The organism is Nocardioides sp., from assembly GCF_050246775.1.
Taxonomy (GTDB): Bacteria; Actinomycetota; Actinomycetes; order Propionibacteriales; family Nocardioidaceae; genus Nocardioides.
This window is the reverse complement of record NZ_JBFWVK010000002.1, coordinates 907,523-931,878: the sequence shown is the minus strand read 5'-3', so window position 1 is coordinate 931,878 and position 24,356 is coordinate 907,523. Positions and strand designations below refer to the sequence as shown.

Genomic DNA, 24,356 nt, shown 5'->3' with positions numbered 1-24,356 from the left:
TGAGTCAATGGAGGAGCGATCAGTGACGCGACACCCACTAGCCCAGCTCAGCGAGGCAGAGATCCTGGCCGCGCGCGAGATCCTGGTCTCCAGCGGCCTTGTCGTCGCCTCGACCTCAGTTGTCCACCTCGGCCTCGAGGAGCCGGCCAAGGCCACTCTGGTGGCTTGGCGTGGGGAGAAGGTCGACAGGCAGATCTTGGTCCACCTGCTCGACACTGCCACCGGCAAGGGACACAAGGTCATCTGTTCCCTGGGGAAGTCAGCTGTCACGTCTGTCGAGGAAATCGACGCGTCGACTGGCCAGGTCGCCATTCCCGACAGCGAACTGGAAGGAGTAGCGGCAATCCTGGCGGACCACGAGGGCTGGAGATCTGCCCTTCATCGACGGGATCTCGCTCACGACGAGTTGTTCCTCGTTCCCCTGTCCGGTGGCGAGTTCGGTATCGCGGGAGAGTCAGGGCGACGTGTTGTCCGGGTCGTCGGCTACGTCAACCGGGTGGACAGCATTCCGTGGGCCCACCCCGTGGCGGGCCTTTGTGCCTACGTGGACACCATCGAGGGACTCGTCCTGGACGTGATCGATTCAGAGATCCTTGCCGTCCCGGAGGAGTGCGCGAGCTTTTCTCAGCCGGCGAACGGGGGGCCGTTCCGCTCTGACCTCAAGCCGATTGAGATCACCCAACCTGACGGTCCAAGCTTTACGGTCGATGACGGAATGGTCAGTTGGGTCAACTGGCGGATCCGCATCGGTTTCAATGCCCGGGAAGGCCTGGTTCTGCATCAAGTCTCGTTCTTCGACGGAGAAACGGATAGGTCGGTGCTGCACCGTGCATCCGTCGCGGAGATGGTCGTCCCGTACGCCGATCCGTCCCCGACCCGCTATTGGCAGAACTACTTCGACACCGGCGAGTATCTGTTCGGGCGCTACACGAACTCGCTGACCCTCGGGTGCGACTGCGTCGGCGAGATCCACTACCTCGATGCGGTGGTGGCGGACGAGCAGGGCATGCCTCGCCGCATCGCGAACGCCATCTGCATGCACGAGGAGGACGACGGTGTGCTCTGGAAGCACACCGATGAGCAGACCGGACGAGTCGAGGTGCGGCGATCGCGCCGTCTTGTCATCTCGTTCTTCACCACGGTCGGCAACTACGACTACGGGTTCTACTGGTACTTCTACCTCGACGGGCGAATCGAGTGCGAGGCCAAACTCACTGGCATCGTGTTCACCACGGCGCCGGGAGAGTGGACCGACGGCCATGCGAGCATGGTGGCGCCGGGGCTGGCCGCGGCCTACCATCAGCACCTGTTCTGCTTCCGTCTCGACATGTCGGTCGATGGCCAGGAGAACCTCGTCGAGGAGATCGACGTCGTGCGCCTGCCGGTCTCAGAGCAGAATCCTCACGGCAACGCCTGGACGACCTCGGTGACTCCCCTTCGGAGCGAGAAGGACGGCCGACGGATGGCCGACCCGCTCAAGGGCCGGGTCTGGCACGTCGCCAGCAGATGGCGTAAGAACCGGCTCGGAATCCCGACGGCGTACGAACTGCGACCGGAGACCGCGCCCCCGCTTCTGGCCGACCCAAACTCGACCGTGGCCGGGCGAGCCGCCTTCGCGAGCGCCCACCTGTGGGTGACGCGGTACGACGAACAGGAGAGATTCCCCGCGGGTGACAGGGTCCACAGGAGTGTGGCCGGGCAGGGGTTGCCGCAGTACGTCAAGGCAGACCGTGCCCTGGACGGTGAGGACGTCGTCCTGTGGCACGTCTTCGGTCCCTCCCATGTCCCGCGGACCGAGGATTGGCCGATCATGCCCGTCGACCGGGCGAAGTTCGCCCTCGTCCCGGTGAACTTCTTCGACCGGAACCCAACCCTGGATATCCCCCCGAGCACAGCGCGGGGCTGCGCCACCAGCAACGAACCGGGTGCCTGCCACCCGCCGCACGAAGGGACTTGACGATGTCAGACACCCCACTTGAACTTGCAGGCAAGGTAGCGCTCGTCACCGGCGCGGCTCGCGGCCAGGGCGCGTCGCATGCAGTGGTGCTGGCGCGAGCAGGTGCCCACGTGATCCTGACCGATGTCCTCGACGAGGCTGGCGAGGCGGTTGCGGCGAGTCTTGACGGCAAGGGGGACTACCTCCACCTGGATGTCGCCTCCGAGGAGCAGTGGACGTCCGTCATCTCCTCGGTCCGGGCGAGGTGGGGCCGCTTGGACATCCTTGTCAACAACGCCGGCATCATGATGCGCGAGCCGATGCTCGAGGCGTCGGAGACCTCATGGCGCCGAGTCCTGGACATCAACGTCCTTGGGGCTGCCCTCGGCATCCGTCACGGCGGTCGGCTCATCGCCGACTCCGGCGGCGGCAGCATCGTCAACATCTCCTCCCAAGTGGCCGTTAGCCTGGCGCCGCTCACCGGTGCCTACACAGCTTCGAAATGGGCGCTGCGTGGGATGACGCAGATGGCCGCGAAGGAGCTCGGGGAGCTCGGCATCCGCGTGAATGCGCTCCTCCCCGGAATCATCGAAACCGACATGGTTCGTGACCACATGGTCGTCGGAGCGGAGGGTTCGGCCTTCGAGCGGAACAAGCATCGATTGGCAGTGCCCCGGCTCGGTCAGTCCGAGGACGTGTCCGACGCGCTTCTGTTCATCGTCTCCTCGCGCGCCTCTTACATCACGGGGACGGATCTGCTGATCGACGGTGGCTGGACTCTTGGCTGACAATCGAGATCTAATATTTGGTCAAATTTGTTGATTTGATATGAGATCTTCGTTACGTTACCAGCGGAATCTCGGGTCTGCCGGAAGTACGTCCCCCCCGTCCACCTCACATTGAGGGGTAACAACACATGACGCTCAGCAGCTCACACACGCAGCGCATCGACCGCCGAAAGCCGGTTCTGCGCAGTCTCTTGACTCTCCTCGTCCTCGCCCTGGTCGGCACCGCTCTCGCCGCGTGCGGCGGCGGTGACAACGACAGTGACGACATCTCCGCGGACACTGGCGGTGCGCTCCGCATCGGAGTGACGGGTGCCAGTTCAGATGACGGCACCGACCCGCAGAACATCACTAGCTCCATCGGCGTACTGATCGACCGCCAGATCTTCGAGGCGCTGGTCTACTACAACGCTGACTTCGAACTGACCAGCGGCCTAGCGGAATCGATCACGCCCGACGAGACTGGGGCAGTGTGGGACATCAACCTGCGGCCGGGTCTCACAACCTCCGCCGGTGAGCCCTTCAACTCGGCTGACGTCATGTTCTCCCTGGACCGGATCCGTGACCCCGACAGCCCGAAGTTCGCTGCGGCTCGACTGGCCGATGTCACGGATGTCAAACCCGTCGACGACCTGACGGTACGGGTGACCATCAAGGAGCCGGACTTCTTCTTTCCGAGTCGGTTCACGAGCTTCGGTATGGAGATGGTTCCTCGCGATTTCGATCCGAAGAAGCCCGTCGGTACTGGGCCCTGGGTGCTCGAGGAGCTGAAGCCGGGTCAGTATGCAACCTACAAGCGCAACGAGAACTACTGGCAGGCCGACCTGCCGAAGGCTGACAGCCTTGCGATCACCAACTTCGAGAGCCCCACAGCCCTCCTGAACGGCTTCCAGGGCGGCCAACTGGATGCGGCCCTGAACGTCGGAGCCAGCCAGAAGGCCATCGCTTCGGCCATCCCTGGCTCGAAGCTGGTCAACCAGCCTGGTGGTGGATTCGCGGCCTTCACCATGAATGTGACCAAGCCGCCCTTCGACGACAACCGCGTTCGCGAGGCCTTCAAACTGATCGTGGACCGTGACCAGCTGGTCGACCAGGTGTACTCGGGTGAGGGGCGGATCGCCAACGACCTCACCAGCCCTGACGACGACTGCTTTGCGGCTGACCTCCCGCAGCGCCACCAGGACCTCGACCGTGCCGAGCAACTCCTCAAGGAAGCAGGTGTCCCTGACTTGACCGTCGACTTCGTGACGGCTGACGTCACGGATGGAGCGGTTCAGATGGGAGAGGTTCTCAAGGAGCAGGCTGCGGGGATCGGCGTGACGATCAATGTGAAGAAGCTGGCCCCGACGGAGTTCTTCGGCGAGATGTTCTCGGCGCCCTTCGCCATGGACTACTGGCCCGCGACCGGGGTTGCTGATTTCTTGGCGCAGGCGATGCTGCCGGGAGCCGGGGCGAACAGCACCGGTTTCGACTCCGATGAGCTGGTCGCCCTGTTCGGTGAGGCACGAGGAGAGCCGGACGCTGCGACACGATGCGATCTCCTGAAGCAGGCGCAGAAGGTTGTTTGGGACGAGGGCCCATACGTCCTCTGGGGCTACGTGAACCAGTTGGATCTGGTAACCGAGAAGCTGCAGGGCGTCAAGAAGGATTCGACTGGACTGGGCATCAACGCCTGGCACTTCGAGGAACTGGTGCCGTGAGCCTGTCCCCCAGCGTGGTAGGCGCGTCGTCCTGGCGTTCAACACGGACGGCAGTCGTCATGCACAGAGTCTTGCGAGAAGTGGCGGTCGCCTTTGGCCTCCTCTTCGTGATCTCCGTGCTGGTGTTTCTCGGTTGCCGGTTGCTTCCCGGTGATCAGGCCACCGCCACGCTGGGGGGCTCGCACCCCACGGCTGAGCAGCTCGAGGCACTGCGTGACCAGCTCGGTCTCAACCGGCCATTGGTGGTGCAGTATGGCGACTGGGTTCTGTCCCTCCTGCACGGTGACTTGGGCACCACGGCGAACGGCAATCCGGTCATCGACGAGCTCACCAGCCGGTTGCCCACCACGGCTGCCCTGCTCGCACTCACCGTGCTGATCATGGTCCCGCTCGGGCTCCTGCTCGGCTGCCTGTCGGCGCTTCACGTCGGGGGGCGCTTCGACAAGTTCACCTCCGGGGTGACCCTCGTAACCAACGCTCTTCCTGAGTTCGTTGTGGGTGTCGGACTGATCTATCTCCTAGCCACCGGTGTCTTGGGCGTCTTTCCTGCGGTGTCCCAACCGCCGCCGGGGGACTCAGTGCTGGACCACCCCGAAATGATGGTCCTGCCGCTGCTCACCCTGATTCTCCTGACCCTGCCTTACTTCACCCGGATGGTCCGCGCCGTGCTGATCGACGTCCTACGAAGCGACTACGTCGAGATGGCGCGTCTCAAGGGAATGTCCACCCGGCGAGTGCTGGTCAACCACGCGCTGCCGAATGCGCTGGCCCCGTCCATGCAGGTACTGACCCTGCTCCTCACCTATCTCGCCGGAGGCACGATCATTGTGGAGACCGTCTTCAGCTATCCCGGCACGGGGCTGGCCATCGTCCAGGCAATCAGGCTCCGCGACGTCAACCAGCTGCAGGCACTCGCACTGGTCGTCGGCCTGTTCTACGTCGTCGTGTCACGGAGTGCGGACCTCGGATCCTTCCTGACCACCCCGCGCCTGAGGACGGGAAGATGACGGAAGTCGTGATCCGTCGCGCAGCAGCCAGACGGCCCGGCGGGACCGCCGCTGCGGTCCTCCGTCGTCCCGGTGGATTCATCGGCGCTGGACTGGTCCTGGTTGTTGTCGCTGTCGCGTTTGTGGGGCCGTTACTGGGCGGCACACCGGGCGAGTTCGTGGCGTCGCCCTTTGCGACTCCTGGCGGAGGACACGTCTTCGGCGCCGACAACCTCGGACGTGATGTGCTGGCCCTGTTCCTTTCGGGCGGTCGGCGTCTGCTCATCATCGTCTTCTTCGCGACGGTCATCGGCGTGAGCGCAGGTGCCTGTGTCGGCCTCGTCATCGGAGTTTCCCGGGGGCGGGTGGCCCGACTGATGTTGGCCGCCGTGGACGTCTACCTGGCCTTTCCCTTTTACCTATTCATCCTCATCTTCGTTGCCGTGGTCGGTTCCAACCTGGTTGGTGTCGTCCTGGTGGTCGCCATTGTCCACGTAGCGCCGGTGGCGCGCGTCGTGCGACCGGTGGTGGCCGAGGTCAGCCAACGTGACTTCGTGCAGGCCTCCCGAGCCATCGGGGTGCCGCGCCGCAAGATCCTGCTGGGCGAGATCCTCCCCAATGTGGTTCCGACCCTGTCGGTCGAATACGGCATCCGGTTGGTGTTCTCCGTGGGCATCGTGACCGGCCTCAGCTTCCTGGGCTTCGGAACCCCTCCCGGCACGCCTGATTGGGGTCGAATGATCGCCGACAACCAGATCGGGCTCACCGTGCAACCGTGGCCCGTGATCCTGCCGTGCGTCGCGATCGCACTGCTGTCGGTCGGCGCCAACATGGTGACCGACACCGTTGCTCGTGCGACCGGGATCGGTGACTCATGAGCCGGCGACCTGCAGGTGGTTCGCCTGCCGACGAGGTCGTGTCGACCAGTGGGGTCCGAGCTCTGGCCGTCACCGTGCGAACGGCTCGCGGCGACGTGATTGTCGATGCCGTCGACCTGGACCTCCCCACCGGCACCGTTGTCGGTCTCGTGGGGGAGTCCGGGTCAGGCAAGACCAGTCTCGGTCTGGCCATGCTCGGTTACAGCCGCACTGGGACGACGATCGCAGGTGGATCCGTTCTCGTCGGTGGCACGGATCTCCTCCAGCTCGACGACCGCGCACTGCAACGGCGCCGCAGCACATCTGTGTCGTACGTAGCTCAGGATCCCGGGACGGCGTTCAACCCCGCCCGCCGACTTGGCCGACAGCTCTGGGAGGTCTTCGCCCAGCACTCGCCCACCACAAGTAGGGACGCCGCGGGTGCGCGGGTACGTGAGGTCCTTGCGGAGGTCGGTCTGCCGACGACGTACGAATTCTTGAGGCGGTTTCCGCACCAGCTCTCGGGTGGCCAGCTCCAGCGCGTGTCCATCGCGATGGCCTTCTTGCTCCGTCCCGCCCTCGTGGTGATGGACGAGCCGACAACTGGCCTCGACGTCGTGACCCAGTCGCTGATCCTCGACGCCGTAGGGTCGCTGTGCCAACAGCACCGAAGCTCGGTGCTCTACATCAGTCACGATCTGGCGGTCGTGAGCCGCGTTACGGACCGCACGGCTGTGATGTACGCCGGTCGGGTCGTCGAGCAGGGGCCGACGGCACAGGTAATCACCCAGCCGCGCCATCCTTACACGAGACGCATGATCATGGCGGCCCCTGACCCGGGCCGTGCTGTGCACATTCGGGGCATCCCAGGGCGCTCACCGCGTCCTGGCGAGCGCCCTCAGGGCTGCGCATTCTTCGACCGTTGTGATTCGGCGGAGGACGCCTGTGCGACGACGATTCCCGCACTGAGGCAGTTGACCGAGGTCCGGGAGGTGGCTTGCCTCCTGCCGACAGCACGGCCGGTCGAGATTGTGGAGCGCGATGACGTCCAATTCGTTCCGCCATCCGGTCAACCGGTGCTCACGGTCGAGAACCTAGTCGCATCCCATGGCATGAATCAGGTTCTGCACGGAATTGACTTCGAGCTGAACGCTGGCGAGTGCTTGGCGCTGGTGGGCGAATCCGGGTCCGGCAAGTCGACGCTGTCCAGGAGCCTCGCGGGGCTCCACGACGACTGGGCCGGGGAGATCCGGCTCCACGGAGCGGCGGTCCCGGTCGGCGCGCATCGGCGAGACGCCGAGGCGCGGCGCCAACTGGCTTACATCTTTCAGAATCCGTACGCCGCGCTGAATCCTCGCAAGACCATCGGCCAGATCGTCGCCCAGCCCGTGATCACCCTCGGTCTCGCGAATGACCGCTCCGGGGTGTCAGCTGCCGTGAATGCTGCGCTGGAATCTGTCGAGCTGGATCCCGATCTGGTGCACCGATACCCCGGCGCGCTCTCGGGCGGCCAGCGGCAACGGGTGGCGATCGCCCGTGCCCTGGCGGCGAAACCGTCGATCCTGTTGTGCGATGAGGTGACGTCGGCGCTCGATGTCGCTGTTCAGGCCGCGGTGGTCAACCTGCTCGGACAGCTTCGGGAGAGCTTGGGCCTGGCCATGCTCTTCGTCACCCACGACTTCGCTCTCGTGCGCAGTGTCGCCACGAGGGTGGCAGTCCTCTCGGACGGCCGCTTGGTCGAGGTCAACGACACCAAGACCGTTTTCGATGCGCCCCAGCATGACTACACGCGCCATCTCATCTCCAGCACACCCAGCCTGGAGCACGTGCGACGCACCCAGTTCGGCGGCGTTGACGCCGGAAGCCCCACCACCTCGTCCTGAAAGGACCATCCATGACCAGCAAGAGCGACACCCCTATCGCCACCGAGGACCGCCTGGCGATCGTCCAGCTCTTTGCCCGCTACAGCTGGGCCTTCGATGCCCGCGACGGCGATGCTTATGCCGACGTGTTCATGCCTGAGGGCATCATGGAGGGTGGTCCCCGCAGGATGCAGGGACGCGAGGAGTTGAAGGCCTTTGTCGCCCGGTTCGCGGACGCCCCGGCGTCACAACACTGGGTCACGAACACGATGTTGACCGGGAGTCGGGAAACGGGTATCCAGGCCCGCTCGTACCTGGTCGAGTTCGAAGTCGATGAGTCTGGCCCACGACTGGCACTCGTCGGTCAGTATCACGACTCGCTTGTGCACGACGGCTCCGCCTGGCGCATCGCGCACCGACGGTTCGTGGCGATCGGGTAGGGCGCGCGATGACCACCATCAGCCCACGTGCCACTCCATCCGCCGAGTGGTTGCAGGAAGCACGGCGCCGTCACCTTTGGCCCCACGTCACGCCACTCGCTGCCTTCGCCGACCGAGAGATGCGAATCATCGAGCGGGGCGAAGGCGCCTACGTCTACGACGTCAGCGGTCGCAGGTACTTCGATGCCCTCAGCGGCCTGTTCACCACCCAGGTCGGCCATGGGCGCAGCGAGCTGGCTGCGGCAGCTGCCCGTCAGGCAGAGAAGATCGCCTTCCAGCCGGTGTGGGGCGCGGCCCACCGTCCGGCGGTCGAGCTGGCAGAGCGGGTCTCCTCGCTCGCCCCGGGAGACCTCAACCGCATCTTCTTCACCACGGGTGGCAGTGAGGCTGCGGAGTCGGCCTGGAAGCTCGCCCGGTCGTACTTTGCAGCGATCGGTCAGCCTCGCCGCTACAAGGTCATCACCCGGCAGGGCTGCTACCACGGGACGACGCTGGGTGCGCTCTCGCTCACCGCGTTGCCGATGTTCAAGGCGCCGTTCGAACCGCTGGTGCCGGGTAGTGTGGTCGCGGCAAACACGAACTTCTACCGCGCCACGGAGCACCGCGACGACATCCGCGCGTTCGGCGCCTACTGCGCCGACTCGATCGAGCAGGCGATTCTCCGCGAGGGTCCGGAATCGGTCGCCGCAGTGTTCGTCGAGCCGGTGCAGAACTCCGGTGGTTGTCTCCCTCCGCCGCCGGGTTACCTCGAGAGGGTGCGCGAGATCTGCACCCGCTACGGCGTACTGCTCGTGTCGGACGAGGTGATCTGCGCTTTTGGGCGGCTAGGTGCGTACTTCGGCGCTGAGAAGTACGGCTTCGCGCCTGACTTGATCACATGTGCCAAGGGCCTCACGAGCGGATATTCCCCGTTAGGTGCGCTCATCGTGTCGGACCGCATCGCTGAGCCGTTCTTGAATGAAGGTGTGCTCTTCCCCCACGGGCTGACCTTCGCCGGGCACCCGGTGTCGTGTGCGGTCGCCTTGGCGAACCTCGACATATTCGAGCGCGAGGGCATTGTCGACAATGTCGCAGAGCATGAGCCGATGCTTCGTGAGGCTCTGGAGTCTCTCTACCATCACCCGATCGTCGGGGACGTAAGGGGTGCGGGCTACCTGTTCGGCATCGAGTTCGTCAAGGACCAGGCGTCTCGAGAACGCTTCACGGTCGACGAGGCGGACGCCATCATCTCGAGGCTCGACACGGGCCTCGCAGACGCAGGGCTTCTCGCCCGTGCCGACCGCCGCGGCGACCTCGTACTCACCCTAGCCCCACCACTTATCTGCGGTTCGTCAGAGATCGAGATGATCCGCGAAGTACTCGACACGGTCATCGGCGATGTCTGCCGGACTGCGTGACTAAGACAGGAGACAGCATCCAGATGCTTCCCGGAGTGATCTTTCCCCAGACCGAGATCGGGGTTTCCCCGTCCGACCTGCGTCAGTACGCCATGGCAGTGGAGGACATGGGCTACGCCAACTTGCTCGCCTACGACCACGTCGTCGGCGTGGATCGCACCCGTCGTCCCGATTTCCAAGGGCCGTTCGACTCAAAACACGTGTTCCATGACGCGTTCACCCTCTTCGCCTACCTAGCCGGCTGCACGGAGCGGATCCGCTTCTTCACCGGCGTGCTGGTGCTACCGCAACGACAGACTGCCCTGGTGGCAAAGCAGGCCGCTGCGGTGGACGTCTTGTCCTCTGGACGCCTCACGCTCGGCGCGGGTGTCGGGTGGAATCGGGCGGAGTACGACGCGATGGGTATCCCCTTCAAGACTCGGGGCCGGCGCTTCGAGCAGCAGGTCGCGCTCCTTCGGGAGCTCTGGACCAAGGAGTCGGTGGAGTCTGACTTCGACGGCGAGCTGCTCGAGCATGCGGGTATCAACCCGATGCCCGTCCAGCAGCCGATCCCGATCTGGCTCGGCACCAGCGCGCCAGCGCTGCTTGACCGGGTGGCCCGCATTGGCGACGGGTGGATCCCGTTCGACACCGACCCCAAGGTGGCGGCCCCCCAGATCTCCGATCTTCGAACGGCGCTGGCAAGCCACGGTCGGGACTCTGATTCGTTTCCGATCGAGGGCAACCTGATCCTGCGCGAGTGGGAGCGCGAGCGGTGGGCAGACACCATCGCCGACTGGCAGCGGGCCGGAGCCACGCAGGTGAGCGTCGCCACCACGGGGCTGGGAGCGACGACACTGAATGACCATCTTGCAATCCTCGAGCAGGTTCGTGGCTTGTTCCCCTCTGAGAAGGAAGGAGATCAGCAGTGATCTCAGCACAGGACCGATCCGAGATCATCGAGCTGATCGCCCGGTACAACTGGGCCATCGATACCCGGGACGCAGGAGCGTACGCAGGTACGTTCCTTCCCGACGGCGTGTTCGACGGTGGCACGGAGATCCTCACCGGGCACGGCGAGCTGGCGGCCTACGTCAACGACGTCATCGCGCCGAGCCCGCACGCCGCCGGGCTGCAGCACTGGACGACCAACCACGTCCTCGAGAAGATCACCGACGACGAGTGCGACGTGCGGTCGTACATGATCGGACCGCGGGACGGGGGCGAGGACGGCGTCGCCGTTCGGGTTGTCGGGTGGTACCGCGACCGCGTCGTGCGGTCAGGGCATGGATGGCGCTTTGCGCGTCGCACGTGGCGCGAGTGGAACGAAGAGGATGATGCGTCCTGAACGAGGCACCCGGAACCCGCACGACCGGGGCCCGGGTGGCACGGGCTACGTGTGGCGCGAACGCTTCACATGGCACGACACGGGCACCCACACGGGCGCCCAACCATGGGCCCACCCAGAAGGTTCCGAGGCCAAGGCACGCGTGCACAGCCTCGTCGAGGTAAGCGGTCTGCTGGACCATCTCGACGTGCTGCGCGTGAGTCCCGTCAGCGTCGAAGACGTTCAGCGCATCCACAGTCTCGAGCACATCGACCGGATGATGGCCATGAACACGGATGTCCGAGGCGGTGACGCTGGCGACGGAGGGTCGCCCTTCGCCCAGGGCGGCTTCGACATCGCGCTCCTCGCCGCGGGCGGCACATGGGCGGCACTGGAGGCCGTGCTGACGGGGCGTTGCCGAAATGCCTACGCGCTGGTCCGACCACCCGGGCACCATGCCGGTCACGGCGCCGGCATGGGCTTCTGCCTGATCAACAACATCGCAGTCGCGGTGGCTAGGGCTCGCCAGGGTGGTCTCGCGCGCAGAATCTTGGTCGTGGACTGGGATGTGCACCACGGCAACGGCACGCAGGACATCTTCTACGACGACCCGGACGTGTTGACGATTTCGCTCCATCAGGCTGACATGTTCCCTCGTCACTCGGGCGGTATGGAGGAGACGGGCGGGTCTGGTGGCCCAGGTGCCAACATCAACGTTCCGCTGCCTGCCGGAAGCGGCGAGGGCGCCTACCAGTACGCACTGGACACGGTCGTTCGTCCTGCCGCCGCGTGGTTCCAGCCCGACGTCATCGTCGTTGCCAGCGGATACGACGCGAGCATCTTGGATCCCCTCGGGCGGATGATGCTTACGAGTGCGAGCTACGACCGGATGTGCGCCACCGTCATGGAGATCGCCGATGAACTGTGCCTGGGACGCGTGGTCGTCACTCATGAAGGTGGGTATTCGCCGACCTACACCCCGTACTGCGCACTTGCTGTTGTCGCCAGGCTCGCAAGGCAGACGGTCGCTGTCGACGACGAGGTCACGGAGACCTTTCGGGACATCGAGGGCACCGACCTCCAGCCCCATCAGCGGGCAGTCATCGATGCGGTCGCGGCCCGACATGCCGCGCTGCGGAACCGATCCTCTTGAGGAACCAAGGAGTCTTCGTGACGACCACAGAATTGAACGTCGGGTCCTTCATCGCTGGAGAAGTGATCCGCTCCGACCAGGCCACCTTCGAGTCCGTCAACCCTGCGGACGGTTCCACGTTCGCCCAAGTCGCGATCTCCACGGCTGACGAGATCGATCATGCCGTGGCGATTGCCGTCGAGGCGCAGCGCGCATGGGCAGAACTCACCTCTGACGAGCGGGCAAGGGCGATGTGGACGTGGGCCGAGCAGATCGAGGCCAATGCCGAGGAAATCGCCCGCCTGGATGTCCAGGACATGGGCAAGCTTCTTCGCGAGGCCCGCATGGAGATGGGTGCCGGTGCTCGTACGGTCCGGTACTGGTCGTCGGTCGCGGCACGACCCGAGGATGCGCTGCTCCCGGACGTCGCCGGTCACCTGAGTTATACGCGCCGCGAGCCGCTGGGGGTCGTGGCCATCGTCCTTCCCTGGAACGGTCCCGCCATCACATTCATCGCACGAGTTGCGTCGGCCATCGCGTGTGGCAACGCCGTGGTGGTCAAGCCATCGGAACTGTCGCCGGTTTCGGCGGTCCGCCTTGCCCAACTCACGGTTGCGGCCGGCATTCCGGTGGGCCTGGTGAACGTCGTCCAGGGAGACGGCGGGGTGGGGGCGACCCTGGTCGGCCACGAACGCGTCAGCGGCGTGTCGTTCACAGGGAGTGTTCCCACAGGTCGAGCCATCGCCAGCGCCGTTGCGCCGTCGTTCAAGAGCACCGTCCTCGAGCTGGGTGGCAAGGGTCCCGTGGTCGTCTTCGACGACGTCGACCTCGATGAGGTGGCGCGGTCGACGGTCTGGGGTTGCTTCCAGAACGCAGGACAGGTCTGCTGCGCCGGCACTCGGGTGCTCGTCAGCCGCAACCGTCAGAAGGAGCTGGACGACCTGTTGGCCGGACTTACCGCCAAGGTCCGAGTTGGTCATCCCGAGGACGAGGACGCCCACATCGGTCCGCTGGTCTCGCGTGGCCAACTGGAACGCGTCGAGGCTCATGTGGCGAGCGCAGTGGCCAGCGGAGTGGGTCCGCGTGTCGGCGGAGCTCGTGTCGATCGAGCGGGCTTCTACTTCACCCCGACGCTCTTCACCGGCATGAGTCCGGATGCCGCTCTCGTCCGCAACGAGATCTTCGGTCCTGTTCTGACCACGGTAGCCTTCGACGATGAGGATGAGGCGGTCTGGCTGGCCAACTCGACGTCGTACGGGCTGGCAGCGATGATCTGGACCCGGGACGGCGCGCGTGGCCATCGGGTGGCTGCGGCTCTCGACTCTGGCGTCGTCTGGGTCAACAGCCCCAGGCTGATGGACCCGGCGTTGCCGTTCGGAGGTTTCAAGGACAGCGGGGTCGGCAACGCTAGCGGCCCGGAGGCGATCGTCGGGTTGACCAAGGTCAAGCGGGTGAGTGTCCGAACCTCGGTCGTCCCCTATCCGGGGTGGGACCTGTGACCAACGACAGTAGGAAATGGCGAGCATGATGAGTGTTGGGGAGACAGATGGTGTCGCACTGGAGTCAGCGCAGCGGCTTGCTGCCGAGATCCAGGAGCGCCTGCGTGAGGACATCATCTTCGGTCGACTCCGGCCCGATGAGCCTGTCCGGCTGATCCAGACGGCGGAGCGCTTCGGGGTCAGCACGACGCCTGTCCGCGAGGCCATGGCCGCGCTAGAGCGCCAGGGCCTGCTGTCCTCGCAGCCGAACCGAGGTTTCACGGTAAACAACTTCGACGCCCACGATGTCGAGGATCTGTTCGCCGTACACGCCTTCATCATCGGGCGGTGTGCTGCCGCTGCAGTGCCGCTCATGTCCAATGCCGACCTCGATGAGATGGTCGAGCTAGATCAGCAGATGACGCGGGCCGTCGAGGAGGGCCGCACTGAGGAGGCCATCGAGCTCAACGACGAGATCCACCGCCGCATCCGTACCCGAGGAAACTCGATAGTCATGGGGCGGCTGCTCTCGGAGACAGCCCCGTTCGTCAGGAAGCTGAGCGACCGCGACGCGGAGACGGGCCACTACTTAAGGACGGTTCCCCACGTCCACATCCTCGACGCCATGCGGGCACGCGATGCGGACAAGGTGGCGGAGCTGATGACCGAGCACGTCATGGCAGCCGGCATTGCGGCGGTCCAGCACTTCATCGAGCACGACAGGGTGTCGGTCGATGGCCGCTGAGGCCGTCAAACCGGTTCGTCCGCGTGTCGTCCTGACCCGGTCCTTGGCAGATACCGAGCAGCAGGCACGTCTCGCCAGCTTCGCCGACGTCGTCGTGGCCGATCCTGCCGGTCTCGGCGCGGAGTTGGCGAGCGCGCGGGGCCTGATCGCCGTGTGGCCCGATCCCGTCAGCGCGGAATTGTTGTCTGGTGCGTCGCGGCTGCAGGTCATCGCGACCGTCACGGCCGGTTCCGATCATGTCGATGTGGCCGCTGCCGCTAGGCAGGGTGTCGAGGTGGTCACGGGAATCGGCGCTGCCCCGGCGAGTGTCGCGGAATACGTCATCTGGGCTGCGGTCGGGTTGCGTCGACGGTTCTTCGTTCAAGCTACCAGGATGGCCGCCGGGGAGACGGACTGGCCGACTCGCTTCCGCTCGACGCCCGTCTCGCGTGAGGTCGCGGGTCACGTCCTCGGTATCGCTGGCTTCGGGCACATCGGACGGCGGGTCGCCACGGCCGCACGGTCGCTTGGCATGCGGGTGCTGGTGCACGACCCGTATGCCCGGCTCGAGGATGATGACGGGATCGAGGCCTGCGGCCTGGACGAGCTCTTCCGGCGTTCTGACGTTGTGAGCCTCCACGTTCCCCTGACGGCCGCGACGCGCGGTCTCGTGGGACTGCGACAGCTCCAGCTCCTCGGGCCCGAGGGCTATCTCGTCGACGTGTCGAGAGGCGGAGTGCTCGACCTCGACGCACTGGAGTCGGCGCTCAACTCGGGGGATCTCGGTGGAGTCGCTCTCGACGTCTACCCCGATGAGCCCGCACCTGACGAGCTGGTACGCCGCTTGGACGCCACCGGACGAGCGATCCTCACTCCCCATGTGGCTGGCTACAGCCGCGACGCGGCGTCGGCTTTGTGTGCGCGAGCAGTCGACGCCATGGCCGGTCTTTGATCAAATTCTTGACGACGGAATTTAATATCACGTACGCTGGTCACGTTGATATGGATCCGTTGACAGGAGAACATCGTGGACCTGACGGTTCCCGCCGAGCTGGCCGACCTGGTGAAGGTGGTTCGCGGCTTTCGGGAGCGCGAAGTGGACCCGCATGAGGCGGACTTCCTGCGCTCCGGCACCCTTTCGCGCGAAGTCCGCGACACGCTGGACGAAAAGGCTCGCCAGGCCGGCTTGTGGGCACTAGATGTCCCCGAGGTCTATGGCGGTCAAGGACTCACTGTCCTCGGCATGTGCCTCGTCGCAGAGGAGATGTTCAAGAGCCCCACGATGTACCTGTTCGGTGGCAGTCCAGAGCCCGTCCTCTACGAGGCCTCTCCGGAACAGATTGAGCGCTACCTGCTCCCCGTCGTCAGCGGAGAGCGCCGGGGTTGTTATGCCTTCACTGAGCCGGACGCAGGCTCGGACGTGGCCGGAATCAGGACTCGCGCCGAGTGGAGTGGCGAGGCGTGGGTCATCAACGGCGCCAAGACCTTCATCTCCAGAGCGTCCGAGGCTGACTTCGTCATTCTCTACGCCGCCACGGCGCAGAATGGGAAGCGCGGCACCACCTGCTTCCTGGTTGACAAGGGTACGCCGGGTTTCGAGGTGTCCAGAAGCATCCCGACGATGGGCGACGGCTGGGAGCCTTGTGAGCTCACTTTCGACAACTGCGAGGTGCCCGACTCGGCCCGTCTTGGTGCGGTCGGCGCCGGCTGGCAACTTGGCGGGGACCAGCTCACCCACGGGCGCATCAAGATCGCTGCTTACCAACTGGGTATCGCTCGTCGAAGCCTCGACCTGGCCATCGCCTGGGCGCAGACCAGGACCACCTGGGGCAAGCCGATCGCAAGCCGCCAGGCCATTCAGTGGATGATCGCCGACTCCGAGGTCGAGCTCGAGGCAGCACGCCTTCTGGTCTACCGCGCCGCGACGATGGCCGACCAGGGAGACCACTCGCCGACGCCTGCCTTCATGGCGAAGCTCTACGCGACCGAGATGGCGCAACGCGTCACCGATCGATGCCTGCAGATTCACGGCGGCCTGGGCTACACCCGCGAGGCCGCGGTTCAGAGCCTATTCCGGCAAGTGCGCCTGTGGCGCATCGGTCACGGGACCTCCGAGATCCTCCGGTGGATGATCGCGCGGGATGTCCTCGGCCCGGCGGCCAGAGACTGAGGCACCCAGATGACAGATATTGCCGGGAACCGGACGCTCAACACCCTTCTCGACGTTCAGGCACGGGATCGTCCCGATGCGGATGCCATGATCGTGGAGAGGGCTGACGGATCCGTCGACTCGCGCACCTACGCCGAGTTGCGCAGCGAGGTCATCACCCTCGCGCAAGGACTGGCCCGAATGGGCGTCCAGGCGGGCGATGCCGTGCTCCTCCACCTTCCGAACGGCGTGGAGGTCGTGACGGCCTGGTTCGCGCTGGCACGTCTGGGCGCGGTCATGGTGCCGAGCAACCCTCTCTTCACCGAGCGCGAGGTCGCCCACCTCGCCTCCAGTGCGCGTGTGGTCGCGGCTCTCTGCAGGGAGCACGATGCCGTTCGGGTCGGCGCCGCGACGCGGCTGACGCCCGATCGGCTGGTGCTCGTCGGGACCGGACGCCGCGCGCGCAACTCCTATGAGTGGGTGCTCACTCAGGGTGAGCTGCCGAGCGAGCTGCCTGAGGTCGATGGGGACGACCTCGTAGAGATCATCTTCACCTCCGGTACCACGGCCGCTCCCAAGGGCGTAATGCTGACGCATGCCAACTGCGTCCGAGCTGGCGAGCAGATCGCCAAGAGCTTGGCCCTGCGGCCCGACGACCGACTGCTCACCTCCCTTCCGGTGTTCCACGTGAACGCCCAGAGCTCGACCGTGCTCGCTGGGATGTCGGTTGGCGCGGCGTTCGTGCTGCTAGAGACCTATAGCGCGAGCAAGTTCCTCGAGTCGCTCGTCCGTCACCAGGCAACGGTCACCAGTCTCGTGGCGATGCAGGTGCGGACCTTGCTCCGTCAGCCTGCTTCAGATCTCGACCAGGCGCATCGTGTCCGCCTGGTCTTCTACGCGATCAACGTGAGCGACGAGGAGTTTGTCGACTTCGAGTCCAGGTTCGGCATGCGGCTCCTGAACGGTTACGGGCTCTCGGAGGCCATGATGGCAGTGACAATCGCGCCGGCGTACGGCGATCGGCGCTGGCCGTCGGTGGGTTTGTCCGTGGTCGATCGCGAGGTGGTCATCCTCGACGGGGACGGGGGATCGGTCGCCCCAGGACAGAGCGGAGAGATCGGCGTCCGCGGAGTCCCCGGGCGGTCCCTGATGCTGGGCTATCTCGATAACGAGGAGGCTTCAGCTGCTGCACTCGCCGGAGGAGTCTTGCGGACCGGCGACACCGGCTACCTCGATCACGACGGATACCTGTACTTCGTGGACCGGAAGAAGGACATGATCAAGAGGAGCGGGGAGAACGTCGCTGCGCGCGAGGTCGAGGCGGTCCTTCAGCAGCATCCATTCGTCGTCGACGTCGCGGTGATCGGCGTTCCCGATGACATCCGAGACGAGTCGATCCACGCCTACGTGTCGGTGTGCGGGGAGGTCGACGGACAGAGCCTGATCGCGTGGTGCGCGGACCGGCTCGCCCGATTCAAGGTGCCGAGCGTCGTGGAGATCCTCGAAGAGCTGCCCAAGACATCCATCGGGAAGATCGAGAAGCGGACACTCGTTGCGCTTCACGCCCGAGCGGGATCGCCTGGTGCGCGGTGACGCCCCTCGAGCACGCCGAGCGGCACTTGCTGTTGCAGGTCGGGCGAACAATCGTCACCGATGCTGGCGTCATCGACGACCGGTCGGCGCGCCGATTCTCGTCCGCCACGGGACGGTCTCCGCGACGCGACGGGAACGGCGAACTCCTAGTGTCACCACTCTTCCTCACTGCGACTCGAGAGTGGGGGGTGGGTGACGAACTCGCGCCGGACGGCACGACCCTGACAGACGTCGGCCTCCCTGGACACTTCGAGGTCCGTGTCATCGGTGGCGGCCAGGACCTTGAGTTGGGCGTGCCCGTTCGCGTGGGGATGCATGTCACGGTGCATGCCAAGGTCGTCGGGCTGGAGCGGAAGGAGGGGCGCTCCGGCCCCCTCTTGACGGTCAACATCGAGCGGCGCTACGTCGACGGTGACGACCAGCTTCTCGTCCTATGCCGTGAAGCACGGGTGGTGAGATGACGACGGGACTGCCTGGACCACATCCGACGGAGCTCTCAGCGGTGCGTGTCGCGACTGAGATCGACCTCTTCCGATTCAGCGCTGCGACGTGGAACGCCCACCGCATCCACTACGACCGCGACCAGGCGATCGCAGAAGGCCTTGCCGGACCGGTCGTCCAGGCGCACCTCGTCGGCGCGTGGCTATTGGACCTGACCAACGACGCACTGGGCCCTGGGGACTCGGTGGCCCGGTTCTCCTGGCGCAACCTCTTCCCGATCCACCCGCGCACGACGGTCGTCGTGCGAGCGACGCCGAGCGCCGATCCAGATGCCTACGACCTCTCGGTCACTGATACCTCGGGCGTCATCTGCGCCTCTGGACGAGCCGAGATCAAGAGAGGAGTCAGCCGTGACCAAGCCGAACTCGCCTACGGCAGCGATGGTGGAGCTCAGTCGTGAGCACCAGCTGCACTTGTTCGAGGTGATGCACCGAATCCGCGCGTTCGAGAACTCCGGAGCCCGCGCCCTGGCGCAGGGGTTGCTCTCCGGCACGCTTCACCTCTCGGTCGGTCAGGAAGCCGTAGCCGCCGGGGTCTGCGACACGCTGCGAACCGATGACTACGTCGCCTCGACCCATCGTGGGCACGGTCACTGCCTGGCGAAGGGTGCGGATCCGCGCCGGATGATGGCCGAGCTCTTCGGTGCCGAGGATGGCTACTGTCGGGGCCGTTCGGGATCGATGCACATCGCCGACTCGGCGGTGGGAATCCTCGGTGCCAATGGCATCGTGGGTGGTGGCTTCGGCATGGCGACCGGCGCGGCGTTGTCGGCTCAGGTCCGCGGCACCGACCAGGTGTCTGTCGTGTTCTTCGGTGAGGGTGCGGCCGGCGAAGGCGCGCTGCACGAAGCACTCAACCTCGGCGCACTCTGGCGCCTGCCGATCGTCTTCGTTTGCGAGAACAACGGTTACGCCGAGCTCAGCCCGATCAGCGAGGTGCTGGCGACCTCACGGGTTGCGGACTTGGCGGCGCCCTTCGGCATCCCTGCTGACACCTACGACGGCAACGACGTCGAAATCGTGGTCCAGCAGACGCTGGCGGCGCTGGCACGGGCGAGACGGGGAGATGGACCCAGCCTCTTGGAGTTCGAGACGTACCGCCAGTCGGGGCACTTCGAGGGCGACGGTCAGCGCTACCGGACAAAGGCCGAACGCGCTGCCTGGGCCGAGCGCGACCCTTTGCTGATGATGCGCAGGCGGCTCGGGGCGCTGGGGGTCACAGCCGGGGAGCTTGACAGCATCGAGGCGGTCGCGCAGACCGAAATGGCTGGCGCGGTCGAGTGGTCCGCGGGACGTAGGCCGGCCTCAGAGGCAAGCCTGACCGAGGACGTCTATGCGGATGCGGGGTCGAATCATGGCTGAGATCAAGTATTGGCAGGCAGTGAACCTCGCTCTGCGCGAAGAGCTTGCCCATGACGACACCGTGGTCCTGTTCGGTGAGGACGTGGCCAAACCGGGGGGGCCGTTTGGCGCCTCCCGGGGACTGCTCGACGAGTTCGGCGAGTCTCGGGTGCGCGACACCCCGTTGAGCGAGGCCGGGATCGTCGGTGCAGCGGTGGGCGCAGCGATGACCGGGCTGCGCCCGGTCGTCGAGGTGATGTTCTTCGACTTCATCACTCTCACGATGGATCAGATTGTGAATCAGGCGGCGAAGGTCCGCTACATGTCAGGTGGTGCACTGTCCGCGGGGATCGTCATCCGGGCGCTGTGCGGCGCCGGTAGAGGTTCGGGTCCCCAGCACAGCCAGGCGCTCGAGGGGTGGCTGGCCCACGTCCCCGGTGTTCAGGTAGCGGTGCCATCGACCCCCGCCGACGCGCGCAGCGTGTTGAAGTCAGCGATCCGTTCCGATGATCCGGTCGTGGTCGTCGACAGCTCGCGACTGTGGATGCAACGCGGAGAGGTGCCTGAGGCGGTCGACATCGAGCAGCCCGGAACCGCGCGCGTCGAGCGTCGGGGCAACGACGTCACGTTGATCTCGTGGGGCTGGGCGATGGAGCGGACCAGGAAGGCTACTGAGGATCTGGTCGCGAAGGGTGTGGACGTCGACCTGGTGGACCTGCGGTGGCTCATGCCACTGGACCGTGAGGCTGTCCTCGCGTCAGCCGGCCGCACCGGGCGCGTCGTCGTGATCAGTGACGCCTACGCGACCTACGGACCCTCCGCCGAGATCGCTGCACTGCTCGCGGGACCCGGGTTCGACCTCCTTCGGGCTCCAGTCATCCGACTCTCCCCACCGTTTGCGCCCGTGCCCTTTCCCGCGCACCTCGAGCATGCCTTCTACACCCAGACCGACGAGATCGTCGAGACATCCCTCGCGCTCCTGAAAGGAAGCAAATGACTGACATCGTGGTTCCCAAGTGGGGCCTGACCATGGACGAAGCGACTCTCACCGAATGGATGGTCGAGGTTGGCGACGTCGTCGCAGCCGAGCAGTCCATCGCCGAGGTGGAGACCGACAAGACGATCAACGATCTGCCGAGCCCCGCCGCGGGTACGGTCGTCGCGCTCTTGGTCGACGAGGGCGCCACGGTCGAGTCGGGGCAGGTCATCGCCCGGCTCGAGCCGTGACCGAGCTGCAGGGTGCCGGTCGACCCCTCAACCGCATGCGGCGGGTGATCGGCCGGAGGATGCGCGACTCCATGACATCCAAACCCCACGTCACGCTTCACGGTCAGGCCGAGTGCAGTGGCTTGGTCGAGATGTGTCTACTCGAACAGATTTCGCTGACCGCTGGTCTCGTGAGCGTCGTCGGCCGCGTTCTGAGCGAGCATCCCGAGCTGAACGCGTGGCTGGTGGACGATCGATTGATCGAGTGCGACTCGATCGACGTGGGTGTTGCCGTCGACATCCCGGGTGGACTGGTGGTCCCGGTGATCAGGGCAGTCGATCAGCTTGCCCCCGCTGAGGTGGCTGAGCGGTTGTCGGACCTCGCGCGCCGCGCACGAGCGCAGGAGTTGGGGACCGAAGACGTCGTCGATGCGACCTTCACGGTCTCGACGCTCGGCAGTCTGGGCGTTCAGTACTTCACGCCCATTATCTCACCGCCCCAAGTGGCGATCCTCGGCGTCGGCACCCTGGAGTCGCGCTTGACGCTGGATGTCGGCTCCCTTCGCGAGGAGCAGGTCTTGAGCATGAGCCTCAGCTTCGATCACGCAGCGCTCGACGGCGTTCCGGCTGCACGCTTCCTCAAGGCGCTCTCCAGTGCGGTGAAGGACGCCGCGCAGGGCGCCTCGGAACGACGACACCAGGAGGTGCCGTGACCGACCAGGTCAACTTCGCCCGGCTGCTCGCCGCGGGTGCGGCGACCGTGAGTGACGCTCTCGACAAGCTCGGGATTGATGGTGCTTGTCTCGGCATCAGACCGGTTGATCCCGGGTTTCGGCTGGTTGGCCGTGCCCGCACGGTGCGCTACGCGCCGTCGGGGTCGCGCAAGGGGACTGTGGGGGACTACATCGACGACTACGTCGAGGGCACAGTGGCTGTGCTCGATAACGCGGGTCGCAAGGATGCAACGGTCTGGGGGGACATCCTCACCGAGTACGCGACGGCTCACCATCTGGCAGGAACCGTCATCGACGGAGTCTGCCGTGATTCCGCACTCTGTGCGCACCTCGGTTATCCCATCTACTCCCGCGACGTCTACATGCGCACTGGCAAGGACCGAGTGCAGGTGGAGGAACTCGACGGGCCGGTCTCGATCGGTGGCATCCGCGTGGAGCCGAGGGATGTACTGGTGGGCGACCGTGACGGCGTGCTCGTCATCCCTGCCGGTCGGCTGGAAGAAGTGTGTGACGTGGCCGACTCGATCGCGGAGATCGAGGACCGGATCCGTGAAGACGTGCGTCAGGGTGCCCGTTTGGCGGAGGCTCGCGCTGCCCACGGCTACCACGCACTACAGACGAGGGCGACGTGACACCGGTATCGCCGGCGCTTCTCAGCGAGCTGCGCGAACTCGGCTCGGCTACGGTGCACGAAGCGCAAGGGCGATGTGGCGAATTGGACCCTGCAATAAAACCAATCGAGGCGTCGTGGGCGATCGCCGGTCCTGCCTTCCCCGTCGTGACGCCGGGTGGCAGCAACGCCTACATCCACGACGCGATCTACGCGGCGCCCGAAGGGGCGGTTCTTGTCGTCGACACCTGCGGTGCCCGTGATTTCGGCTACTGGGGCGACATCATGAGCACGGCGGCTTCTCAGCGCAGACTCGGTGGACTGGTCATCGACGGTTGTGTCCGTGATGCAGACGGCCTCGTCGGGACGGGGCTCCCGGTGTTCGCCAGGGGGCTCTCGATCCGTGGAACTCACAAGGTCCGCGACCTGTCCGGTCGGGTTGGTGAGCCTGCCAGCGTGGCCGGCCAGCTGGTCCGGGCCGGCGACATCGTGATCGGCGATCGCGATGGCCTGGTCCTGGTGCCGCGGGAGTCGGTAGAACACGTCTGCGCAGCGGCGCACGCACGTCACGACAAGGAGGAAGCCATTATGAGCCGGCTTCGCGCAGGTGAGCGCACCCTGGACATCTTCGACCTCGTCGAACGGGGCGCCAGATGAGACGGGTGTCCATTGAGGTGGACGGGCTCGACCACGGGATGCAGCCGTTCCCGATGGCGTCGCGCCGCGGGCCCCTGTTGTGCACGAGCGCGGTGCACGGCCGCGATCCGGACTCCGGTGAGCTGCTCGAGGACCCGTCAGGCCAGGTCCGCCAGGTCTTCGCCAATCTCGAGCGGGTCCTCGCTGCTGGCGGTGGCACTCTGGCTGACGTTGTCCTTGTCCAGATCTCGGTCGCGAACGGTGACGTCCGACCGCTTGTCAACGAGATCTGGGTTCAGCTGTTTCCCGATGCTGACAGCAGACCGGCGCGCAACACTCAGGTCCGCACCCTCAACGGGGGGCAGATCTGCACGGTCATGGCGACGGCATACGTCTTCTAGGACAAGGAAGTGACAGGTCAAGAAGTCGCGTGTACTCGGCATCCACATCTGGCCTGTGCCACGAACACAGCCGGTGATGGTCGCCAAGCCAACTGACCTTCTTCTGCGCCAGCGTCGCAAACAATCGTTTCGGAGTCTGTGACGGTTCTTTGCGGACGGCGGCGTGGAAGATGTCGACCCGAGGGCGGCGGTAGTCCATTTTCCGCGAGCCATCGCTCAACAGGTTTAAGCTCGAAGGAGGACCTGCTGACGGTTTGCCTACGCACTTCCGCGCTTCCGCACGATGGTCGATGCCACGCCGTGCCCGCGAAGATCCGCTCTCTCGACAGCGGCGTGGGTCAATGCGAAGGGCGCCGAGTCAGGTCTGGGTGTTGGTGTCGAGCCTCTGCTCGCCAACTCTGAACAGAGCAGTCGTGCCGCGCCCTGGTCCACCGTGTACTCACTGAGCCCAATCGACTGGCCGAGAGTCCGTGCTCGGCGCAACGACCCACAGCCGAGCACGCTCACGAGTTCACAGAAGGGTCGTTGGCGACCACGTCGGCAGCGGGCAACACCATTTGGGCCGCCGCCTCACAGGAGCGGG

Annotated in this window: 25 protein-coding genes; all 25 read left to right on the top strand. The window is 65.5% G+C overall.

Features of this window, described 5'->3' with window-relative positions:
- Positions 1-7: 7 nt before the first annotated feature.
- Positions 8-1,957 carry a primary-amine oxidase gene (locus AB7I40_RS14315; protein ID WP_428348086.1) on the top strand — a complete coding sequence of 650 codons (1,950 nt, stop codon included), beginning with the start codon at positions 8-10 and terminating at the stop codon, positions 1,955-1,957.
- Between the two features lie 2 nt (positions 1,958-1,959).
- Positions 1,960-2,724 carry an SDR family NAD(P)-dependent oxidoreductase gene (locus tag AB7I40_RS14310; protein WP_428348085.1) on the top strand — a complete coding sequence of 255 codons (765 nt, stop codon included), beginning with the start codon at positions 1,960-1,962 and terminating at the stop codon, positions 2,722-2,724.
- Positions 2,725-2,852: 128 nt separating this feature from the next.
- Positions 2,853-4,421 carry an ABC transporter substrate-binding protein gene (locus tag AB7I40_RS14305; protein ID WP_428348084.1) on the top strand — a complete coding sequence of 523 codons (1,569 nt, stop codon included), beginning with the start codon at positions 2,853-2,855 and terminating at the stop codon, positions 4,419-4,421.
- 59 nt (positions 4,422-4,480) lie between these two features.
- Positions 4,481-5,428 (top strand): ABC transporter permease, encoded by a 948-nt coding sequence (locus AB7I40_RS14300; protein WP_428348083.1) that lies wholly within the window; start codon positions 4,481-4,483, stop codon positions 5,426-5,428.
- Positions 5,425-6,285, top strand: coding sequence for an ABC transporter permease (locus AB7I40_RS14295; protein WP_428348082.1), 861 nt, complete (start codon positions 5,425-5,427; stop codon positions 6,283-6,285). The genes AB7I40_RS14300 and AB7I40_RS14295 overlap by 4 nt, the downstream gene beginning before the upstream one ends.
- Positions 6,282-8,147, top strand: coding sequence for an ABC transporter ATP-binding protein (locus AB7I40_RS14290; protein WP_428348081.1), 1,866 nt, complete (start codon positions 6,282-6,284; stop codon positions 8,145-8,147). Before AB7I40_RS14295 ends, AB7I40_RS14290 begins: the two co-directional genes overlap by 4 nt.
- Before the next feature lie 11 nt (positions 8,148-8,158).
- Positions 8,159-8,566: a nuclear transport factor 2 family protein gene (locus AB7I40_RS14285; protein WP_428348080.1), complete on the top strand. Its 408-nt coding sequence runs from the start codon at positions 8,159-8,161 to the stop codon at positions 8,564-8,566.
- An 8-nt stretch (positions 8,567-8,574) separates the two neighbouring features.
- The gene (locus AB7I40_RS14280; RefSeq protein ID WP_428348079.1) at positions 8,575-9,963 is read left to right on the top strand and encodes an aspartate aminotransferase family protein; all 1,389 of its coding nucleotides are present in this window, start codon (positions 8,575-8,577) and stop codon (positions 9,961-9,963) included.
- Positions 9,964-9,986: 23 nt separating this feature from the next.
- Positions 9,987-10,874 carry an LLM class F420-dependent oxidoreductase gene (locus AB7I40_RS14275; RefSeq protein WP_428348104.1) on the top strand — a complete coding sequence of 296 codons (888 nt, stop codon included), beginning with the start codon at positions 9,987-9,989 and terminating at the stop codon, positions 10,872-10,874.
- Positions 10,871-11,290: a nuclear transport factor 2 family protein gene (locus tag AB7I40_RS14270; protein WP_428348078.1), complete on the top strand. Its 420-nt coding sequence runs from the start codon at positions 10,871-10,873 to the stop codon at positions 11,288-11,290. The genes AB7I40_RS14275 and AB7I40_RS14270 overlap by 4 nt, the downstream gene beginning before the upstream one ends.
- Positions 11,280-12,422 (top strand): class II histone deacetylase, encoded by a 1,143-nt coding sequence (locus tag AB7I40_RS14265; protein WP_428348077.1) that lies wholly within the window; start codon positions 11,280-11,282, stop codon positions 12,420-12,422. Before AB7I40_RS14270 ends, AB7I40_RS14265 begins: the two co-directional genes overlap by 11 nt.
- A gap of 17 nt (positions 12,423-12,439) precedes the next feature.
- The gene (locus AB7I40_RS14260; RefSeq protein WP_428348076.1) at positions 12,440-13,900 is read left to right on the top strand and encodes an aldehyde dehydrogenase family protein; all 1,461 of its coding nucleotides are present in this window, start codon (positions 12,440-12,442) and stop codon (positions 13,898-13,900) included.
- Between the two features lie 25 nt (positions 13,901-13,925).
- Positions 13,926-14,624, top strand: coding sequence for a GntR family transcriptional regulator (locus tag AB7I40_RS14255; protein ID WP_428348075.1), 699 nt, complete (start codon positions 13,926-13,928; stop codon positions 14,622-14,624).
- Complete coding sequence (locus AB7I40_RS14250; RefSeq protein WP_428348074.1) at positions 14,614-15,555, top strand: NAD(P)-dependent oxidoreductase; 942 nt, start codon at positions 14,614-14,616, stop codon at positions 15,553-15,555. The genes AB7I40_RS14255 and AB7I40_RS14250 overlap by 11 nt, the downstream gene beginning before the upstream one ends.
- A 75-nt stretch (positions 15,556-15,630) precedes the next feature.
- Entirely contained in the window at positions 15,631-16,773 is a 1,143-nt protein-coding gene (locus tag AB7I40_RS14245) for an acyl-CoA dehydrogenase family protein (RefSeq protein ID WP_428348073.1), read from the top strand.
- A 9-nt stretch (positions 16,774-16,782) separates the two neighbouring features.
- On the top strand, positions 16,783-18,345 hold the full coding sequence (locus AB7I40_RS14240) for an AMP-binding protein (protein ID WP_428348072.1): 1,563 nt from the start codon (positions 16,783-16,785) through the stop codon (positions 18,343-18,345).
- Positions 18,342-18,806 (top strand): FAS1-like dehydratase domain-containing protein, encoded by a 465-nt coding sequence (locus AB7I40_RS14235; protein WP_428348071.1) that lies wholly within the window; start codon positions 18,342-18,344, stop codon positions 18,804-18,806. The genes AB7I40_RS14240 and AB7I40_RS14235 overlap by 4 nt, the downstream gene beginning before the upstream one ends.
- A 41-nt stretch (positions 18,807-18,847) precedes the next feature.
- Positions 18,848-19,246: a hypothetical protein gene (locus tag AB7I40_RS14230; RefSeq protein ID WP_428348070.1), complete on the top strand. Its 399-nt coding sequence runs from the start codon at positions 18,848-18,850 to the stop codon at positions 19,244-19,246.
- Complete coding sequence (locus AB7I40_RS14225; protein ID WP_428348069.1) at positions 19,197-20,207, top strand: thiamine pyrophosphate-dependent dehydrogenase E1 component subunit alpha; 1,011 nt, start codon at positions 19,197-19,199, stop codon at positions 20,205-20,207. Before AB7I40_RS14230 ends, AB7I40_RS14225 begins: the two co-directional genes overlap by 50 nt.
- On the top strand, positions 20,200-21,183 hold the full coding sequence (locus AB7I40_RS14220; protein ID WP_428348068.1) for an alpha-ketoacid dehydrogenase subunit beta: 984 nt from the start codon (positions 20,200-20,202) through the stop codon (positions 21,181-21,183). The genes AB7I40_RS14225 and AB7I40_RS14220 overlap by 8 nt, the downstream gene beginning before the upstream one ends.
- Positions 21,180-21,413, top strand: coding sequence for a biotin/lipoyl-containing protein (locus tag AB7I40_RS14215; protein ID WP_428348067.1), 234 nt, complete (start codon positions 21,180-21,182; stop codon positions 21,411-21,413). Before AB7I40_RS14220 ends, AB7I40_RS14215 begins: the two co-directional genes overlap by 4 nt.
- A 35-nt stretch (positions 21,414-21,448) precedes the next feature.
- Positions 21,449-22,105, top strand: a complete 657-nt coding sequence (locus AB7I40_RS14210; RefSeq protein WP_428348066.1) for a 2-oxo acid dehydrogenase subunit E2 — start codon at positions 21,449-21,451, stop codon at positions 22,103-22,105.
- Positions 22,102-22,758, top strand: a complete 657-nt coding sequence (locus AB7I40_RS14205; protein WP_428348065.1) for an RraA family protein — start codon at positions 22,102-22,104, stop codon at positions 22,756-22,758. Before AB7I40_RS14210 ends, AB7I40_RS14205 begins: the two co-directional genes overlap by 4 nt.
- Entirely contained in the window at positions 22,755-23,393 is a 639-nt protein-coding gene (locus AB7I40_RS14200; protein WP_428348064.1) for an RraA family protein, read from the top strand. The genes AB7I40_RS14205 and AB7I40_RS14200 overlap by 4 nt, the downstream gene beginning before the upstream one ends.
- 5 nt (positions 23,394-23,398) lie before the next feature.
- On the top strand, positions 23,399-23,773 hold the full coding sequence (locus AB7I40_RS14195) for a RidA family protein (protein ID WP_428348063.1): 375 nt from the start codon (positions 23,399-23,401) through the stop codon (positions 23,771-23,773).
- Positions 23,774-24,356: the final 583 nt, after the last annotated feature.

Bases quoted from the DNA above. Each gene is read 5' to 3' on its own strand.
- AB7I40_RS14265 (WP_428348077.1), top strand. From the start codon at position 11,280: ATGCGTCCTGAACGAGGCACCCGGAACCCGCACGACCGGGGCCCGGGT.
- AB7I40_RS14290 (WP_428348081.1), top strand. From the start codon at position 6,282: ATGAGCCGGCGACCTGCAGGTGGTTCGCCTGCCGACGAGGTCGTGTCG.
- AB7I40_RS14300 (WP_428348083.1), top strand. From the start codon at position 4,481: ATGCACAGAGTCTTGCGAGAAGTGGCGGTCGCCTTTGGCCTCCTCTTC.
- AB7I40_RS14210 (WP_428348066.1), top strand. From the start codon at position 21,449: ATGCGGCGGGTGATCGGCCGGAGGATGCGCGACTCCATGACATCCAAA.
- AB7I40_RS14305 (WP_428348084.1), top strand. From the start codon at position 2,853: ATGACGCTCAGCAGCTCACACACGCAGCGCATCGACCGCCGAAAGCCG.
- AB7I40_RS14275 (WP_428348104.1), top strand. From the start codon at position 9,987: ATGCTTCCCGGAGTGATCTTTCCCCAGACCGAGATCGGGGTTTCCCCG.
- AB7I40_RS14310 (WP_428348085.1), top strand. From the start codon at position 1,960: ATGTCAGACACCCCACTTGAACTTGCAGGCAAGGTAGCGCTCGTCACC.
- AB7I40_RS14315 (WP_428348086.1), top strand. From the start codon at position 8: ATGGAGGAGCGATCAGTGACGCGACACCCACTAGCCCAGCTCAGCGAG.
- AB7I40_RS14250 (WP_428348074.1), top strand. From the start codon at position 14,614: ATGGCCGCTGAGGCCGTCAAACCGGTTCGTCCGCGTGTCGTCCTGACC.
- AB7I40_RS14285 (WP_428348080.1), top strand. From the start codon at position 8,159: ATGACCAGCAAGAGCGACACCCCTATCGCCACCGAGGACCGCCTGGCG.
- AB7I40_RS14220 (WP_428348068.1), top strand. From the start codon at position 20,200: ATGGCTGAGATCAAGTATTGGCAGGCAGTGAACCTCGCTCTGCGCGAA.
- AB7I40_RS14240 (WP_428348072.1), top strand. From the start codon at position 16,783: ATGACAGATATTGCCGGGAACCGGACGCTCAACACCCTTCTCGACGTT.
- AB7I40_RS14280 (WP_428348079.1), top strand. From the start codon at position 8,575: ATGACCACCATCAGCCCACGTGCCACTCCATCCGCCGAGTGGTTGCAG.
- AB7I40_RS14255 (WP_428348075.1), top strand. From the start codon at position 13,926: ATGATGAGTGTTGGGGAGACAGATGGTGTCGCACTGGAGTCAGCGCAG.
- AB7I40_RS14215 (WP_428348067.1), top strand. From the start codon at position 21,180: ATGACTGACATCGTGGTTCCCAAGTGGGGCCTGACCATGGACGAAGCG.
- AB7I40_RS14295 (WP_428348082.1), top strand. From the start codon at position 5,425: ATGACGGAAGTCGTGATCCGTCGCGCAGCAGCCAGACGGCCCGGCGGG.